Here is a 16,990-nt window from a genome sequence, read left to right as displayed (position 1 = left end):
CAGGTTCTTATTGACGACGTTGATGGCTGTATCGTCCCGCATTCGTTTGCTGTTTTTACTCCCCCTTCTTACGGTCGGAGCCGTTCACGGTGCGCCGAATTCCTTTATCCAGCAGGCACAAAATCCCTTTGATAACGACGGGGATAACCTGCCCGACCTCGGAATGGCGGCGCCAACCGGCGAGGGGGAGAAGCATCTGGCCGAAATGGCGAAAGCCTTTGGTGAAGCCAGCATGACCGACAATGGACTGACGACCGGCGAGCAGGCGCGTCAGTTCGCGTTTGGCCAGGTGCGCGACGCGGTAAGCGGCGAAGTGAACCAGCAGATTGAGTCCTGGCTTTCGCCCTGGGGGAACGCCAGCGTGAACTTACTGGTGGATAACGACGGCAAATTTAACGGCAGCAGCGGGAGCTGGTTTATCCCGTGGAACGATAACAACCGTTATCTGAGCTGGAGCCAGCTTGGCCTGACCCAGCAGACGGATGGCCTGGTGAGTAACGCTGGAATCGGCCAGCGCTGGGTCGCCGGGAAATGGCTGCTGGGTTACAACACTTTTTACGATAACCTGCTGGATGAAAACCTGCAGCGTGCCGGGCTGGGCGCGGAAGTGTGGGGGGAAAATCTGCGCCTGTCAGCCAACTATTATCAGCCCTTAGCCGGCTGGCGCGAGCGCTCTGACGTCCAGGAGCAGCGCATGGCGCGCGGCTATGACGTCACCGCTAAAGCCTGGCTGCCGTGGTTCCATCACCTGAACACCAGCGTCAGCTTCGAGCAATATTTTGGCGATAACGTCGATCTCTTCAACAGCGGAACCGGCTACCACAATCCGGTAGCGGTGAATCTGGGGCTTAACTACACCCCCGTCCCGCTGGTCACGTTGACTGCCGGGCACAAGCAGGGCGAAAGCGGCGAGAGCCAGAATAACCTCGGGCTGAAGCTCAACTATCGCTTTGGCGTGCCGCTGGTGAAACAGCTTTCCGCCGGTGAAGTCGCCGCCACGCGATCCCTGCGCGGAAGCCGCTACGACTCGCCGGAGCGCAATAGCCTGCCGGTGATGGAGTTCCGTCAGCGCAAAACGCTGTCCGTGTGGCTGGCAACGCCTCCGTGGGATCTGAAAGGGGGCGAGACCGTCATGCTGAAGCTCCAGGTCCGCAGCACGCACGGCATTCGTCAGATCCACTGGCAGGGGGATACGCAGGCATTGAGCCTGACGTCACCGGCGAAAAGCAACAGCACAAACGGCTGGAGCGTGATTATGCCTGCCTGGGATGACAGCGAAGGGGCGACAAACCGCTGGCACCTGTCGGCGGTGGTGGAAGATGAGAAAGGCCAGCGCGTCTCGTCCAATGAGATCGCGCTTGCGGTGGTGCAGCCGCTGGTCGCATTGCCTGACGACGATCCGCGCTGGAAGCTGCTGCCGGATGAGTAGCCCTTAAAAAATGCGTTCCTGATGCACCCACACCGCGGCTTCGACGCGGGATTTGAGCTTCATTTTCTTCAGCATATGCTTCACGTGCACTTTGACCGTACTTTCCGTGATGTCCAGACGACGGGCGATCATTTTATTCGGCAACCCCTGGGCAATGAGCTTGAGAATGTCGCGCTCGCGCGGCGTTAGCTGGCTGACGTCGCGGTCAGAGGTGGCGCGGTTGGCGCGCAGGCTGGCGGCCAGCACCGGCGTTAAGGCTTCGCTGAGAACCATCTCGCCCGCCGCAGCCTGCTGCAGCGCCTTAAGCAAGTCTTCCGGCTCCATGTCTTTGAGCAGATAACCATCCGCCCCGCGCTTCAGCGCCGTGACCACATCCTCTTCATGGTTCGAGACGCTAAAGACGACGATGCGCCCGGAAAGCGATTTTTCCCGCAGCTTGTCGAGGGTCTCCAGACCGTTCATGCCGGGCATATTCAGATCGAGCAGGATCAGATCGGGATCGAGGGATTCGGCAAGCTCAATGCCCTGTTCGCCGTTGCTGGCTTCGCCAACCACGGTGATATCGGGTGCCATGCTGACCAGCTGTTTTACGCCAGTACGCAGCATCGGATGGTCGTCGATCAACAGGATGGATGCCGGTTCCTGATTAGTCATGGGTTTCTCCTTGAGCAGTTGTAAGCGGTTTCTCGGGAATAAAGGTGACGACAACTTCCGTGCCGCCCGTCTCTCTCCGGCGAACCTGGCAATCACCGCGCAGGCTTTGGGCGCGGTCTCGCATAATAATTAAACCATAGTGGTTAGTGCGTTCGGCATTTTCCGGCACGCCGCGGCCGTTGTCGTGAACCGTAAGCTTCACCTGGTTGTTGTGCTGGCTGACGGTGACCGTTACCGCCGTCGCGCCGGAGTGCTTGAGCACGTTGCTCAGCGCTTCACGGGCGATCTGCAGTAAATGTATGGCCTGATGGGAGGGGACAAACCGCGGCGGCAGCTGGTAGTCAAGCTTCACCGGGAACCCCAGCCGGGCGCTAAATTCGTGACAGCTGGCCTCCAGCGCCGGGCGCAGGCCCGGCTCGGTCAGCTGCAGGCGGAAGGTGGTCAGCAGCTCGCGAAGCTGCACCCAGGAGGTGTTCAGCTCGTTGCGGATCTGGCTAAGCAGCTGCTTATTGCTTTCCGGCATCTCTGCATCCTGCATCTGCAGGCAGCTCACCTGCATTTTCATACAGGAGAGCGACTGGGCGATCGAGTCGTGAAGCTCGCGGGCGATGGTCGCGCGCTCTTCCATGACGATCAGCTGCTGCTGCTTTTCCTGATGCCTGTCGAGCGCCAGCGTGGCCGTTAGCTGTTCGACCAGCGTATCAACCAGCTGCTGCTGGTCGTGGCTCAGGTGACGCCCGGCTGGCAGCGTTGCCAGCAGAATACCGTACTGAGTGTGGCTGTCGGTCAGGCGCCACTTCAGGGTGGTGCCGCCGGACGTCAGCGGCGGCAGGCCGCGAGGGCAAAGATGGCAGCCTTTGTCATCGCACGAAATATCCGACTGGCAGGTAAATTCCTGATGGTTATCTTCGTCTTCCACGTCGTAGACGCGCAGCTCAAGGTCGTGCAGCAGGGTCAGATTTTGCAGGCCGTTCAGCACCGGAGAGAGGCGCTCGCATAGCGGCACCTGCATGTGCAGACGGCGGTTGGCTTGCCACAGGAAGGAGAGGATCTCGTTTTTCTGCTCCAGTCCCGCCGTTTTTTCCTGAACGCGCTGTTCCAGTACCGCGTAGCTCTCGGAGAGCTCTGCCGACATGGTGTTGAGCGCCTGGCCAAGCATGGCCATCTCGTTGCGCCCGCTGATGTGCGTGCGCTGGGTAAAATCGCGTGCGGTCACCGCGCGGGCCATCGCCAGCAGCTGTTTCCACGGGTTCAGCAGCCGCGCGCGGAGCCAGACGATGGTGAAGATCAGCAGCAGCCCCATAAACAGCGCCATTGCGCGGTGCACCATCACCACCCGGTCGATGCGTAATTCGGTCGTCTGGTCAAAAGCGGAGACCAGCGCATCAATACGTGAGACGAACCCCGCAACGTCCTGCGCAACGGTTTCCGTGCTGCGAGCCTGTTTCAGCCCGGGCTGCAGCTGGGTGTGCCAGTAACCCTGAAGGGCGTTAAGCTGGGACTGCTGACCGGCGCGGATGGCGGCGTTTTCCAGCTCGGGGCTGAAGACCGTGCGCTCCATTTCATCAATCAGAGGCCGATCGTCCTGCGTCAGGGGGACCGACGCCAGCAGGCGATAACTCTGCATGCGTAGCGAGCCTGCCTCGTTGATGGCATGCGCATTACCCTGTACTCCCTGTACCAGCCAGCCGGAGATCGCCATGCCGGTCACGCCGATGGCGGTGGACAGCAAAACAATCAGGGCTAGCTGATTCACGAGCGTCAGCGGAGATAAACATCTTTTTAACATAGAGGTGGCGTGCTCCTGACGTGGCCTGCTTGCAGGAATGGCGCTATTCTGGTGCATACCCTGGAGTATACCCATACCAATAAAGGATTACCCCTAAATTGCCAACGGAGTAGGGGGAAGGAGGTGGGAGTAGCCAGGAACCGTCAGTGCCGTGAAAAACCACGTCTTTTTTACCGAATTAGCCTACTCACTAAGGGTGAGACCTTATTTTGCGCCGCAAATCCTCCCACTTTTCCTTTGATTTATATCAACTTACCGCCGCCCTAAAACCCTAATGTTTGCAGCATCATTCGAGAATCAGAGGTGTCTATGAGTCACTCATCCGCTCCCGAAAGGGAAAATGGTGCCGTTATTACAGACTGGCGTCCAGAGGATCCGGCGTTCTGGCAACAGCGCGGCCATCGTGTAGCAAGCCGGAATCTTTGGATTTCCGTGCCGTGTTTGTTATTGGCGTTTTGCGTATGGATGTTGTTTAGCGCGGTGGCGGTCAATCTGCCGAAAGTTGGGTTTACGTTTACGACCGATCAGCTGTTTATGCTGACCGCGCTGCCGTCGCTGTCAGGCGCGCTGCTGCGTGTGCCTTACGCGTTTATGGTGCCGGTCTTTGGCGGCCGTCGCTGGACGGCATTCAGTACGGGCATCATGATCGTCCCCTGCGTCTGGCTCGGCTTCGCGGTGCAGGATACCTCTACGCCGTTCAGCGTGTTCGTGATTATCTCCCTGCTGTGCGGTTTTGCGGGTGCGAACTTCGCCTCCAGCATGGCAAACATCAGCTTCTTCTTCCCGAAAGCGAAGCAGGGCGGCGCGCTGGGTATTAACGGCGGTCTGGGCAATATGGGGGTGAGCGTGATGCAGCTGATTGCCCCGCTGGCGATCTCTGTTTCTATTTTTGCGGCCTTTGGCGGCGGTGGCGTTGAGCAGGCGGATGGTTCTTCCCTCTATCTGCAGAACGCCGCCTGGATCTGGGTACCTTTCCTGGTGGTCTTCACCCTCGCAGCCTGGTTCTTTATGAACGACCTGTCCGCGTCGAAGGCGTCGCTGAGCGAACAGCTGCCGGTGCTGAAGCGTGGACACCTCTGGGTGATGGCGCTGCTGTATCTGGCGACCTTCGGTTCGTTTATCGGCTTCTCGGCGGGCTTCGCGATGCTGTCGAAAACGCAGTTCCCGGACGTGCAGATCCTGCAATTCGCCTTCTTCGGCCCATTTATTGGCGCCCTTGCTCGCTCGCTGGGCGGCATGGTGTCTGACCGTCTGGGCGGTACCCGCGTGACGCTGGTTAACTTCATCGTGATGGCGGTCTTCTGCGCGCTGCTGTTCCTCACGCTGCCGGCCGACGGGCGGGGCGGTAACTTCATCGCCTTCTTCGGCGTGTTTATGGTGCTGTTCCTGACGGCGGGGCTGGGGAGTGCGTCCACCTTCCAGATGATCTCCGTGATCTTCCGTAAGCTGACGATGGATCGCGTGAAAGCGCAGGGCGGGAGCGAAGAGCAGGCAATGCGCGAAGCGGCGACGGATACGGCTGCGGCGCTGGGCTTTATCTCAGCCATCGGCGCGATTGGCGGCTTCTTTATCCCGAAAGCGTTCGGTATCTCTCTGGATCTGACCGGCTCTCCGGCTGGCGCCATGAAAGTTTTCCTTGTCTTCTATATCGCCTGCGTCGTGATTACGTGGCTGGTATATGGCCGTAATACCAAAAAAAATAAGTAAGTGTGATTATCCGTTTACGCGGCCTTCGGGCCGCGTTTTTTTATCCTGAGTAATAGTTACAACATACTCACGACTTTTTCGACATACGCCTGCGGGGGCACTGCGATCGCCATCGCTTTGCAGGTGGGTCTACCCCTTAATACCTGAGATGTTAAATTTCGACTGGCTTTTTGTACGATGAAATAAAATTAACCTTATATTTCATATTGATATGGATTTTTTGAAGATACCGCTTTGGTGGTATTCGGTGTAACCCCTCGCCTGAGAGTCCCTCCTCGTCTTGATCGTTATCAATTCTCCCCCTCTTTCAGGGCGTTACCTTCGCTGCAAATCAGCAATGTCGATTTAGAGAGCCACAGGCTCCATACAGGAGATACCCGATGAGCAAATTTTTGGACCGGTTTCGCTACTTCAAACAGAAGGGTGAAACTTTTGCCGATGGGCACGGCCAGGTTCTGGATACCAACCGGGACTGGGAAGACGGTTACCGTCAGCGCTGGCAGCATGACAAAGTCGTCCGTTCGACCCACGGCGTGAACTGTACTGGCTCATGCAGCTGGAAGATTTTCGTTAAAAATGGTCTGGTGACCTGGGAAATGCAGCAGACCGACTACCCGCGCACCCGCCCGGATATGCCAAACCATGAACCGCGTGGCTGCCCGCGTGGCGCCAGCTACTCCTGGTATCTCTACAGCGCTAACCGTCTGAAATATCCGCTGATGCGCAAGCGTCTGATGAAAATGTGGCGTGAAGCGAAAGCGCAGCACAGCGATCCGGTTGATGCCTGGGCCTCCATCATTGAAGACGCGGATAAAGCGAAAAGCTTCAAGCAGGCCCGAGGCCGCGGCGGCTTTGTGCGTTCCTCATGGAAAGAAGTGAACGAGCTGATTGCCGCCTCCAACGTCTACACCGTGAAAACCTACGGTCCTGACCGCGTGGCGGGCTTTTCGCCGATCCCGGCGATGTCGATGGTCTCTTACGCTTCCGGCGCGCGCTATCTGTCACTTATCGGCGGTACCTGCCTGAGCTTCTACGACTGGTACTGCGACCTGCCGCCAGCGTCTCCGCAGACCTGGGGCGAGCAGACCGACGTGCCGGAATCCGCCGACTGGTACAACTCCAGCTACATCATCGCCTGGGGCTCTAACGTGCCGCAGACGCGTACGCCGGATGCGCACTTCTTTACCGAAGTCCGTTACAAAGGCACCAAAACCGTGGCGGTAACCCCTGACTACGCGGAAATCGCCAAGCTCTGCGATCTGTGGCTGGCACCGAAACAGGGTACCGATGCCGCGATGGCGATGGCGATGGGCCACGTCATGCTGCGCGAATTCCATCTTGATAAGCCAAGCCAGTACTTCACCGACTACGTCCGCCGCTACACCGACATGCCAATGCTGGTCATGCTGGAAGAGCGTGACGGCTACTATGCCGCAGGGCGTACGCTGCGTGCTGCCGATCTGGTGGACGCGCTGGGTCAGGAAAATAACCCAGAGTGGAAAACCGTTGCCTATAACAGCAACGGCGAGCTGGTGGCGCCAAACGGCTCTATCGGCTTCCGCTGGGGCGAGAAGGGCAAGTGGAACCTTGAGCAACGTAACGGCACCACCGGCGAAGAGACTGAGCTGCGCCTCAGCATGCTGGGTAGCCAGGACGAGATCGCCGAGGTCGGGTTCCCGTACTTCGGCGGCGAAGGTTCCGAGCACTTCAACAAGGTTGAACTGAAAAACGTACTGATGCACAAGCTGCCGGTGAAACGCCTGCAGCTTGCCGACGGCTCTACCGCGCTGGTCACCACCGTCTATGACCTGACCATGGCGAACTACGGTCTGGAACGCGGCCTGGGCGATGAAAACTGCGCAACCGGCTATGACGACGTGAAGGCCTACACCCCGGCCTGGGCGGAACAGATCACCGGAGTTCCTCGCGCACACATTACCCGTATCGCACGCGAGTTCGCAGAAAACGCGGACAAAACGCACGGCCGTTCGATGATCATCGTCGGTGCCGGTCTGAACCACTGGTATCACCTCGATATGAACTACCGTGGCCTGATCAACATGCTGATCTTCTGCGGCTGCGTCGGTCAGAGCGGCGGCGGCTGGGCGCACTACGTTGGCCAGGAGAAACTGCGTCCGCAGACTGGCTGGCAGCCGCTGGCGTTTGCCCTCGACTGGCAGCGTCCTGCACGCCACATGAACAGCACCTCTTACTTCTATAACCACTCCAGCCAGTGGCGCTACGAAACGGTCACCGCGCAGGAACTGCTCTCGCCGATGGCGGATAAATCCCGCTACAGCGGCCACCTTATTGACTTCAACGTGCGTGCTGAACGCATGGGCTGGCTGCCGTCGGCACCGCAGCTGGGCACTAACCCGCTGCGCATTGCGGAAGCGGCGAAGCAGGCGGGTATGTCACCGGTGGATTACACCGTGAAATCCCTGAAGGATGGCTCAATTCGCTTCGCGGCGGAACAGCCGGAAAACGGTAAAAACCATCCGCGTAACCTGTTCATCTGGCGCTCCAACCTGCTGGGTTCGTCCGGTAAAGGCCACGAGTACATGCTGAAGTACCTGCTCGGTACTGAAAACGGTATCCAGGGGAAAGATCTCGGCAAGCAGGGCGGCGTGAAGCCGGAAGAGGTGGAGTGGAAAGATAACGGTCTCGACGGCAAGCTGGATCTGGTGGTAACCCTCGACTTCCGTCTGTCCAGCACCTGCCTGTACTCCGACATCGTGCTGCCAACCGCGACCTGGTACGAAAAAGACGACATGAATACCTCGGACATGCATCCGTTTATTCATCCGCTGTCTGCCGCCGTTGACCCGGCGTGGGAATCGAAAAGCGACTGGGAGATCTACAAAGACATCGCGAAGAAATTCTCCGAAGTCTGCGTGGGGCACCTGGCCAAAGAGACCGACGTGGTGACGCTGCCAATCCAGCACGACTCTGCCGCCGAACTGGCGCAGCCGCTGGACGTGAAGGACTGGAAAAAAGGCGAATGCGACCTGATCCCGGGCGTGACCGCGCCGCACATTATTCCGGTTGAACGTGACTACCCGGCAACGTACGAGCGCTTTACCTCTATCGGCCCACTGATGGAGAAAATCGGTAACGGCGGGAAAGGCATCGCCTGGAACACCCAGAGCGAAATGGACCTGCTGCGCAAGCTCAACTACACCAAAGCGGACGGCCCGGCGAAAGGCCAGCCAATGCTCAATACGGCAATTGATGCGGCGGAGATGATCCTGACCCTGGCCCCGGAAACCAACGGCCACGTTGCGGTGAAGGCCTGGGCGGCACTGAGCGAGTTCACCGGTCGCGACCATACGCATCTGGCGACAAATAAAGAGGAAGAGAAAATCCGCTTCCGCGATATTCAGGCCCAGCCGCGCAAGATTATCTCCAGCCCGACCTGGTCAGGCCTGGAAGATGAGCATGTGTCCTACAACGCGGGCTACACCAACGTTCACGAGCTGATCCCGTGGCGCACCCTGTCAGGCCGACAGTCGCTGTATCAGGATCACCAGTGGATGCGTGACTTCGGTGAAAGCCTGCTGGTTTACCGGCCGCCAATCGACACCCGCTCCGTGAAAGCGGTGATGGGCGCGAAATCGAACGGTAACCCTGAGAAGGCGCTGAACTTCCTGACGCCGCATCAGAAGTGGGGTATCCACTCCACCTACAGCGACAACCTGCTGATGCTGACCCTGTCGCGCGGCGGTCCGATTGTCTGGATGAGCGAAACGGACGCCAAAGACCTGGGTATTGAAGATAACGACTGGATCGAAGTGTTCAACAGCAACGGTGCCCTGACGGCGCGTGCGGTGGTGAGCCAGCGCGTACCGGCCGGGATGACCATGATGTACCACGCGCAGGAACGTATCGTTAACCTGCCGGGGTCAGAAATTACCGAGCAGCGCGGCGGGATCCACAACTCCGTGACCCGCATTACGCCTAAGCCGACCCACATGATCGGTGGTTATGCACAGCTGGCCTACGGCTTTAACTACTACGGCACCGTAGGATCGAACCGCGATGAGTTCGTGGTGGTACGTAAGATGAAGAACATTAACTGGTTAGACGGCGAAGGTAATGACCAGGTACAGGAGAGCGTAAAATGAAAATTCGTTCACAAGTCGGCATGGTGCTGAATCTGGATAAATGCATCGGCTGCCATACCTGCTCGGTCACCTGTAAAAACGTCTGGACCAGCCGCGAAGGTATGGAATACGCCTGGTTCAACAACGTGGAAAGTAAACCGGGCACCGGCTTCCCGACCGACTGGGAAAACCAGGAGAAGTGGAAGGGCGGCTGGATCCGTAAAATCAACGGCAAGCTGCAGCCGCGCATGGGCAACCGCGCTTGGCTTCTGGGAAAAATCTTCGCCAACCCGCACCTGCCGGGCATCGACGATTACTACGAGCCGTTTGATTACGACTACCAGAACCTGCACAACGCGCCGGAAAGCAAACACCAGCCGATTGCCCGTCCTCGCTCGCTGATCACCGGTCAGCGCATGGACAAGATCACCAGCGGTCCAAACTGGGAAGAGATTCTGGGCGGCGAGTTCGAGAAACGCGCCAAAGACCAGAACTTCGAGAATATGCAGAAGGCGATGTACGGCCAGTTCGAAAACACCTTCATGATGTATCTGCCGCGCCTGTGCGAGCACTGCCTCAACCCGGCGTGCGTGGCGACCTGCCCGAGCGGCGCGATCTACAAGCGTGAAGAAGACGGTATCGTGCTGATCGACCAGGACAAGTGTCGCGGCTGGCGTATGTGCATCACCGGCTGCCCGTACAAAAAGATCTACTTCAACTGGAAGAGCGGCAAGTCAGAGAAGTGCATCTTCTGCTACCCGCGTATTGAAGCCGGGATGCCAACCGTCTGTTCCGAAAGCTGCGTAGGCCGTATTCGCTACCTCGGCGTGCTGCTGTACGACGCGGACGCGATTGAAAACGCCGCGAGCACCGAGAACGAGAAAGATCTGTATCAGCGTCAGCTGGACGTGTTCCTCGATCCGAACGATCCGAAGGTCATTGAGCAGGCCCTGAAGGACGGCATTCCGCAGAGCGTGATTGACGCGGCGCAGCAGTCTCCGGTGTACAAAATGGCGATGGACTGGAAGCTGGCCCTGCCGCTGCATCCGGAATACCGCACCTTGCCGATGGTCTGGTACGTGCCGCCGCTGTCGCCGATTCAGTCTGCGGCTGACGCGGGCGAACTGGGCAGTAACGGCATTCTGCCGGACGTGGAAAGCCTGCGTATCCCGGTTCAGTACCTGGCCAACCTGCTGACCGCCGGTGATACCCAGCCGGTACTGCTGGCGCTGAAGCGTATGCTGGCAATGCGTCACTTCAAACGTGCGGAAACCGTTGACGGCGTGAACGATACCCGCGCGCTGGAAGAGGTCGGCCTGACCGAAGCGCAGGCGCAGGAGATGTACCGCTATCTGGCGATTGCCAACTACGAAGATCGTTTCGTGGTGCCAAGCAGCCACCGCGAGCTGGCTCGCGAGGCCTTCCCGGAGAAAAGCGGGTGTGGCTTTACCTTTGGCGACGGTTGCCACGGGTCAGACAGTAAATTCAACCTGTTCAACAGCCGCCGCATCGACGCCATGGATGTGACCAGCAAAACGGAGCCGCACCAATGATTGAACTCGTCATTGTTTCGCGTCTGCTCGAGTACCCTGATGCTGCGCTTGCGCAGCATCAACAGGAACTCTTTGATGCACTCGCGTCATCTGAAAACCTGGATAAAGAGGATGCCCAGAAGCTGGGCGTTTTCCTCCGCGATCTGCTGGCGCGCGATCTGCTCGACGCGCAGGCGGACTACAGCCAGCTGTTTGACCGTGGTCGTGCGACGTCTCTGCTGCTGTTTGAGCACGTTCACGGTGAATCCCGCGACCGCGGTCAGGCGATGGTGGACCTGATGGCCCAGTACGAGCAGCACGGCCTGCAGCTCGACAGCCGAGAGCTGCCGGACCACCTGCCGCTGTACCTGGAGTATCTGGCGCAGCTGCCGAAAGAAGAGGCGCTGGGTGGTCTGCAGGATATCGCCCCGATTCTTGCGCTGCTCGGCGCGCGTCTACAGCAGCGCGAGAGCCGCTATGCGGTGCTGTTCGATCTGCTGGTGAAGCTGGCGAACGCCTCTGTAGACAGTGAAAAAGTGGCGGAGAAAATCGCGGATGAAGCCCGGGACGATACCCCGCAAGCGCTGGATGCGGTCTGGGAAGAAGAGCAGGTGAAATTCTTTGCTGACCAGAACTGCGGCGAGTCTGAAATCTCCGCTCACCAGCGTCGTTTTGCCGGCGCGGTTGCCCCGCAATATTTGAATATCTCTAACGGAGGACGGCACTAATGCACTTCCTGAATATGTTCTTCTTTGACATTTACCCGTATATCGCGGGCACCGTGTTCCTGGTGGGAAGCTGGCTGCGCTATGACTACGGCCAGTACACCTGGCGTGCTGCCTCCAGCCAGATGCTGGATCGCAAAGGGATGCACGTCGCGTCTAACCTGTTCCACATCGGTATTTTGGGGATTTTTGCCGGTCACTTCCTGGGGATGCTGACGCCGCACTGGATGTATGAAGCATGGCTACCGATTGAGGTGAAGCAGAAGATGGCGATGATCGCCGGCGGTGCCTGCGGGGTGATGACCTTAGTCGGTGGCCTGCTGCTGCTGAAACGTCGCCTGTTCAGCCCGCGCGTGCGTGCGACCACGACCGCCGCGGATATTCTGATCCTCTCCCTGCTGATGGTGCAGTGTGCGCTGGGCCTGCTGACCATTCCGTTCTCGGCACAGCATATGGACGGCAGCGAAATGATGAAGCTGGTCGGCTGGGCGCAGTCCGTGGTGACCTTCCACGGCGGAGCGTCTGAGCACCTGGACGGCGTGGCGTTTATCTTCCGCGTTCACCTGGTGCTGGGAATGACGCTGTTTGTGCTGTTCCCGTTCTCCCGCCTGGTCCACATCTGGAGCGCGCCGGTAGAGTACCTGACGCGCAAATACCAGATTGTGCGCGCCCGTCGCTAATTCGCCGTTTTGATGCCAACCCCGCACTCGCGGGGTTTTTTTTCGCCCCAGCCCAGGTTGTTGCCCGCTGCAGCAAAAAGGATCAGCGCGCCGCCCGCGAGCTGCGTCAGGTTCAGCGAGTGTCCGAACACCAGATTATCGACAACGATCGCCACCACCGGATAGATAAACGACAGGGAGCCGGTTATGGGCGTCGGCAGCTTCTGAATTGCGCTGTAGAGCAGCTGGTACATAATGCCGGTATGGACGATGCCCAGCGTCAGCAGGGTAGGCCAGGGAAAATCACCGGTAAATGACGGCATGCTGGCAAACGGCAAAAGCATCACGACGCCCGTCAGCACCTGGATAAAGGCAATATGCTGCGGCGCGATTGTTTTCAGCTTGCGCGCAATGATTGCCGTCAGCGCGTAAAAGAAGGCCGCGGCCATTGCCAGGCCGATTCCGGCGAGCCATTCACTGCCATGCGCGCCGGTCAGCTCGCTGGAGAGCAGGATCACCACGCCGCCAAAGGCGAGGAACAGCCAGCCCCATTTCACCAGGCTGACGCGCTCGCCTAAAAACATCCCCATCAGGACCAGCATAAACGGCTGGGTGTTATAGACCACGGTCGAAAGACCAATCGAGATCCGTTCATAGGCCGCGAAGAGCAGCAGCCAGTTCACCACGAGCGCTACGCCGCCGAGAATAGCCAGCATCAGCGTGGTGCGGGTGAGGGGGCTAAAGGGCTTTTGACTCACCCGGATAAAAATAAAAAGCGCCATTGCCCCGATAAGACAGCGCCAGAACACCACTTCCGTCACCGGCAGGCCGCTGAGCAAAACAAACGCACCGATAGAGCCGGAAATTAACATCGCCAGGCTCATTTGCCAGACGCCTTTATGTAAATCACGCATCATCCACCTCCTGAGTAATGACGTTATTGTCGAAAATCGCTGTCGGGTTTTACAGGGATGAGATAAGGTGAAATGCAGTAATGGCTTTTTAAAATTAGGTGAAAGCGATGGATTACCTTCTTGATGATATCGACCGACAAATTTTAGCCTGCCTGGTTGAGGATGCGCGCATGTCGTTGAAGGTGCTCAGCGGCCGTATCGGTCTGACGTCTCCCAGCACGGCAGAACGTCTTAAAAGGCTGGAAGAGCGCGGTGTGATTGAGGGTTATGGTGCACGGGTGAACCTGGCGGCGCTGGGGTATACGCTGCAGGCGCTGGTACGGGTTCGCCCCTTACCGGGTCTGTTGCATAAGGTGGATAAGTACATTCAGGCGATGCCGGAGTGTATTGAGAGCGACAAGGTGACCGGGGAAGATTGTTTTGTGATTAGGCTGGTGGTGAGGTCAATCGAACAGCTTGATGCGCTGCTGGATGGGCTGGCGGAACATGCCCAGTGTAATACGTCGATTGTGAAAAGTTCACCGGTCAGGCGTCGTTTGCCGCCGATGTAGCCCTTTTTCGCCGGGTGGCGGCTGCGCCTTACCCGGCCTACAGAGGCGGATTCGGTTGAGTGTTTGGTTTTAATATGACTTGGGATGTTGCTGGAAGTGATGGTGGTGGGGGAAGGATTACTCGGCGCGTTGCGCCTCGCCCTTCGGGTCGTTGCCTGCGGCAACGCTTTCTAGCTGCGCTCGAATCGAACCTTAGTCGAAGCTTCTCATCCTTCCCCTTGCGGAAATACATGATGCACGGTGCGAGCAGAATGTTAAGTGTCGTTTGAAAGTGATGGTGGTGGGGGAAGGATTCGAACCTTCGAAGTCGATGACGGCAGATTTACAGTCTGCTCCCTTTGGCCGCTCGGGAACCCCACCACGGGGTAATGCTTTTTTACTGGCCTGCTTCCTGCTGGAAGCGGGGCGCATCATATCAAATGAGACGCCCCTGTAAAGCATTCCTTTAGGGAAATGAAGCTGTTTGCCTGCTTTTTATCCGTAAAGGCGCAAAGCTAATCAATTCATTTTCCGAAAGATTAAAGAATGATGGTTCTGTTGCCGTAAACGAAGACACGCTGGGCCAGCACCTGATACAGCGCGCGGCTTAACACATTCTTCTCAACGTCACGCCCTGCACGCATCATGTCCTCAGCGGTGTAAGTGTGATCCACATGAATCACGTCCTGCATGATGATGGGACCTTCGTCCAGGTTGTCATTCACGTAGTGGGCTGTCGCGCCAATAATCTTAACGCCACGCTCGTACGCCTGGTGGTATGGACGCGCACCAATAAAGGCCGGCAGGAACGAGTGGTGAATGTTGATGATCTTGTTCGGGAAACGCGCCACGAAAGATGGCGTTAACACGCGCATGTATTTCGCCAGCACCACGTAGTCCGGGTTATGCGCTTCAATGGCCTGGGCCATCAAATCGTCGTGTTCTTCACGCGTATGGCCTTCGTGGCTGACCAGCTCGAACGGAATATCAAAGCGTTCGACCAGCGTGCGCAGCGTCTCGTGGTTGCCAATAACGGCAGCAATTTCGACGTCCAGACCGCCGTAGTTTGCTTTCATCAGCAGGTCGCCAAGACAGTGTGCTTCTTTGGTCACCAGGATCACGATGCGGCGTCGACCGGCTGGGGTCAGTTCGCGCACGGAACCCTCCGGAAGCGCGCTGTCCAGATCGGCCAGCAGAGTGGTGTCGTTGAAAATACCTTCCAGTTCGGTACGCATAAAGAAGCGGCCGGTACGGTGGTCAACGAACTCGTTGTTCTGCACGATATTCAGTTCATGTTTATAGCAAATGTTGGTAATTCGTGCGATCAGCCCTTTTTGATCGGGACAGATGGTGCGCAGAACTTTACGTTGTAATGATTGCATCGCCGGGAAATCCTGTTTGTATTTGCGAAGTCTGGGTTGTCGGGCATTACTGCCCGCAACACTTTTTAAATTTTTTACCTGAACCACACGGGCAAGGATCGTTACGACCAAACTGTGGGCGCGTTCCGTCAATATAATACCACTGCCCGCTTTCCTTTAAGAACCGGGAACGTTCGATAATGGCCCCCGGTTTATTATTCTCGTTAAAACGGGCTACAAAGCTGACGTAACCTTCATCAACATGACTGCCAGTTGAGGATTCATAGACGGTGAGGCCGAGCCACTGCGTGTTCGCGAAGCCGGCTTCGATGTCCTTTCTGAATTCGGCAGCGTGGCAGGAGGGATGCCAGGTTTTAATCAGGTAGTCTGCGTCTTTGATCACAAAAGCGGTGTAACGTGAACGCATGAGGTGTGACGGGTCTGGTGCAACCTGATCGCCAGACAGATATCGCTGGCAACATAGGCTATACTCCAGAGCGCTACCACAAGGGCAGAGTTGAGACACGATTCTCTTCCTGGAACAAAAAATAAAGGCGTAAAACGCTTCGGGTAGCACTATGTTAACTGAGCTGTTGCGTTGACGCTATGTCAGGAATCCAGGGGAAGTAAAACAGGGCTAATGAGAAAGGTTAAAATTGGACTGGCGCTGGGCTCAGGTGCAGCCCGGGGATGGTCACACATCGGCGTGATTAATGCCTTAAACAAGATGGGCATTGACGTAGATATTGTCGCAGGATGTTCAATCGGATCGCTTGTCGGATCCGCTTACGCGTGCGGAAAGCTTACGGAACTCGAGACTTGGGTGCGTTCCTTCAGCTACTGGGACGTGCTGCGTCTGATGGACCTCTCCTGGCAGCGTGGTGGACTGTTGCGCGGCGAACGCGTTTTTAACCAGTTCCGCCAGGTTATGCCTCTTGAAGACTTCACTGATTGTCAGATGCCTTTCGGCGCCGTCGCGACGAACCTCAGTACAGGACGCGAACTTTGGCTAACCGAAGGGGATATCCATCTTGCCGTGCGCGCCTCCTGCAGTATGCCGGGGCTCATGGCGCCTGTCCCACACAACGGTTACTGGCTTGTCGATGGCGGCGTCGTTAACCCGGTTCCCATCTCTCTGACCCGTGCAATGGGGGCGGATATCGTAATTGCCGTCGATCTGCAGCACGATGCCCACCTGATGCAACAGGATCTCATGCCGGTCAATCTGCAGAGAGAAGATGCTGAGGGCGAGAAACTTGCCTGGCACGAGCGCCTGCGCGGCAGAATCGGGCGTATGGCCGCGCGACGCTCGGTTACCGCGCCGACGGCGATAGAAATCATGACCACGTCAATACAGGTACTCGAGAATCGCCTTAAACGTAACCGTATGGCAGGCGACCCTCCGGATATCCTTATTCAGCCGTACTGTCCGCAAATCTCTACTCTTGATTTCCATCGGGCTGAGGCCGCCATCGCAGCGGGCTCGTTAGCCGTCGAAAAGAAAATAGACGAATTGTTGCCTTTTGTGCAGACCGCACGTTAAGCACCTTTTTTTGACTACTTCAGCAAAATCTGACAGGCGATAGT

At 57.5% G+C, this 16,990-nt stretch carries 13 protein-coding genes, 1 tRNA gene and 1 other RNA gene; 8 read left to right on the top strand and 7 right to left on the bottom strand.

The features are described 5' to 3' along the window. The first annotated feature begins 22 nt into the window (after positions 1-22). Positions 23-1,429 (top strand): YchO/YchP family invasin, encoded by a 1,407-nt coding sequence (locus FOY93_RS12825; RefSeq protein WP_143345222.1) that lies wholly within the window; start codon positions 23-25, stop codon positions 1,427-1,429. A 3-nt stretch (positions 1,430-1,432) separates the two neighbouring features. Here FOY93_RS12825 and narL read toward each other — a convergent pair whose 3' ends face one another. Beyond that, positions 1,433-2,083, bottom strand: coding sequence for a two-component system response regulator NarL (narL, locus tag FOY93_RS12820; RefSeq protein WP_008499531.1), 651 nt, complete (start codon positions 2,081-2,083; stop codon positions 1,433-1,435). Continuing rightward, positions 2,076-3,872, bottom strand: coding sequence for a nitrate/nitrite two-component system sensor histidine kinase NarX (gene narX / locus FOY93_RS12815; protein ID WP_143345221.1), 1,797 nt, complete (start codon positions 3,870-3,872; stop codon positions 2,076-2,078). Before narX ends, narL begins: the two co-directional genes overlap by 8 nt. A 309-nt stretch (positions 3,873-4,181) precedes the next feature. Here narX and FOY93_RS12810 point away from each other — a divergent pair, with 309 nt between their 5' ends. The 5 genes from FOY93_RS12810 (at position 4,182) to narI (ending at position 12,619) form a co-directional block, all read left to right on the top strand. Then, a complete protein-coding gene (locus FOY93_RS12810) occupies positions 4,182-5,579 on the top strand; it encodes a NarK family nitrate/nitrite MFS transporter (protein ID WP_133294615.1) in 1,398 nt (465 codons plus the stop codon). 380 nt (positions 5,580-5,959) lie between these two features. Then, complete coding sequence (locus tag FOY93_RS12805) at positions 5,960-9,703, top strand: nitrate reductase subunit alpha (RefSeq protein ID WP_143345220.1); 3,744 nt, start codon at positions 5,960-5,962, stop codon at positions 9,701-9,703. Then, complete coding sequence (gene narH, locus FOY93_RS12800) at positions 9,700-11,235, top strand: nitrate reductase subunit beta (protein ID WP_143345219.1); 1,536 nt, start codon at positions 9,700-9,702, stop codon at positions 11,233-11,235. The genes FOY93_RS12805 and narH overlap by 4 nt, the downstream gene beginning before the upstream one ends. After that, positions 11,232-11,942, top strand: coding sequence for a nitrate reductase molybdenum cofactor assembly chaperone (narJ, locus tag FOY93_RS12795; RefSeq protein ID WP_045261096.1), 711 nt, complete (start codon positions 11,232-11,234; stop codon positions 11,940-11,942). Before narH ends, narJ begins: the two co-directional genes overlap by 4 nt. Next, positions 11,942-12,619: a respiratory nitrate reductase subunit gamma gene (narI, locus tag FOY93_RS12790; RefSeq protein WP_021240339.1), complete on the top strand. Its 678-nt coding sequence runs from the start codon at positions 11,942-11,944 to the stop codon at positions 12,617-12,619. Before narJ ends, narI begins: the two co-directional genes overlap by 1 nt. Here narI and FOY93_RS12785 read toward each other — a convergent pair. Continuing rightward, positions 12,616-13,512, bottom strand: a complete 897-nt coding sequence (locus FOY93_RS12785; protein WP_143345728.1) for a DMT family transporter — start codon at positions 13,510-13,512, stop codon at positions 12,616-12,618. The genes narI and FOY93_RS12785 overlap by 4 nt on opposite strands. 107 nt (positions 13,513-13,619) lie before the next feature. Between FOY93_RS12785 and FOY93_RS12780 the strand changes: the two genes are divergently transcribed. Then, the gene (locus FOY93_RS12780) at positions 13,620-14,063 is read left to right on the top strand and encodes an Lrp/AsnC family transcriptional regulator (RefSeq protein ID WP_115876078.1); all 444 of its coding nucleotides are present in this window, start codon (positions 13,620-13,622) and stop codon (positions 14,061-14,063) included. Between the two features lie 100 nt (positions 14,064-14,163). Here the strand turns inward: FOY93_RS12780 and FOY93_RS12775 are convergent. From FOY93_RS12775 to FOY93_RS12760, 4 genes are all read right to left on the bottom strand, one after another. Further along, positions 14,164-14,294, bottom strand: a non-coding RNA gene (locus FOY93_RS12775) — RtT sRNA. Positions 14,295-14,338: 44 nt separating this feature from the next. Then, a tRNA-Tyr gene (locus FOY93_RS12770) sits at positions 14,339-14,423 on the bottom strand. Positions 14,424-14,581: 158 nt separating this feature from the next. Continuing rightward, positions 14,582-15,424, bottom strand: coding sequence for a formyltetrahydrofolate deformylase (gene purU / locus FOY93_RS12765; RefSeq protein ID WP_023312104.1), 843 nt, complete (start codon positions 15,422-15,424; stop codon positions 14,582-14,584). Between the two features lie 46 nt (positions 15,425-15,470). After that, entirely contained in the window at positions 15,471-15,929 is a 459-nt protein-coding gene (locus FOY93_RS12760) for a YchJ family protein (protein ID WP_111965930.1), read from the bottom strand. 114 nt (positions 15,930-16,043) lie between these two features. Between FOY93_RS12760 and rssA the strand changes: the two genes are divergently transcribed. Beyond that, positions 16,044-16,946 carry a patatin-like phospholipase RssA gene (rssA, locus tag FOY93_RS12755; RefSeq protein ID WP_133294612.1) on the top strand — a complete coding sequence of 301 codons (903 nt, stop codon included), beginning with the start codon at positions 16,044-16,046 and terminating at the stop codon, positions 16,944-16,946. The last annotated feature ends 44 nt before the right edge of the window (positions 16,947-16,990 follow it).

Origin of the sequence: Enterobacter sp. 18A13 (genome assembly GCF_007035975.1) — a bacterium.
Classification (GTDB): Bacteria; Pseudomonadota; Gammaproteobacteria; order Enterobacterales; family Enterobacteriaceae; genus Enterobacter; species Enterobacter vonholyi.
Note: the sequence above shows the minus strand (reverse complement) of the source record. Positions and strands in the feature narration are given on the sequence as shown.

What these genes read in the sequence shown, in the direction of transcription:
- FOY93_RS12825 (WP_143345222.1), top strand. Translation starts at nt 23, where the DNA reads ATGGCTGTATCGTCCCGCATTCGTTTGCTGTTTTTACTCCCCCTTCTT.
- narL (WP_008499531.1), bottom strand. Translation starts at nt 2,083, where the DNA reads ATGACTAATCAGGAACCGGCATCCATCCTGTTGATCGACGACCATCCG.
- narX (WP_143345221.1), bottom strand. Translation starts at nt 3,872, where the DNA reads ATGTTAAAAAGATGTTTATCTCCGCTGACGCTCGTGAATCAGCTAGCC.
- FOY93_RS12810 (WP_133294615.1), top strand. Translation starts at nt 4,182, where the DNA reads ATGAGTCACTCATCCGCTCCCGAAAGGGAAAATGGTGCCGTTATTACA.
- FOY93_RS12805 (WP_143345220.1), top strand. Translation starts at nt 5,960, where the DNA reads ATGAGCAAATTTTTGGACCGGTTTCGCTACTTCAAACAGAAGGGTGAA.
- narH (WP_143345219.1), top strand. Translation starts at nt 9,700, where the DNA reads ATGAAAATTCGTTCACAAGTCGGCATGGTGCTGAATCTGGATAAATGC.
- narJ (WP_045261096.1), top strand. Translation starts at nt 11,232, where the DNA reads ATGATTGAACTCGTCATTGTTTCGCGTCTGCTCGAGTACCCTGATGCT.
- narI (WP_021240339.1), top strand. Translation starts at nt 11,942, where the DNA reads ATGCACTTCCTGAATATGTTCTTCTTTGACATTTACCCGTATATCGCG.
- FOY93_RS12785 (WP_143345728.1), bottom strand. Translation starts at nt 13,512, where the DNA reads ATGCGTGATTTACATAAAGGCGTCTGGCAAATGAGCCTGGCGATGTTA.
- FOY93_RS12780 (WP_115876078.1), top strand. Translation starts at nt 13,620, where the DNA reads ATGGATTACCTTCTTGATGATATCGACCGACAAATTTTAGCCTGCCTG.
- purU (WP_023312104.1), bottom strand. Translation starts at nt 15,424, where the DNA reads ATGCAATCATTACAACGTAAAGTTCTGCGCACCATCTGTCCCGATCAA.
- rssA (WP_133294612.1), top strand. Translation starts at nt 16,044, where the DNA reads ATGAGAAAGGTTAAAATTGGACTGGCGCTGGGCTCAGGTGCAGCCCGG.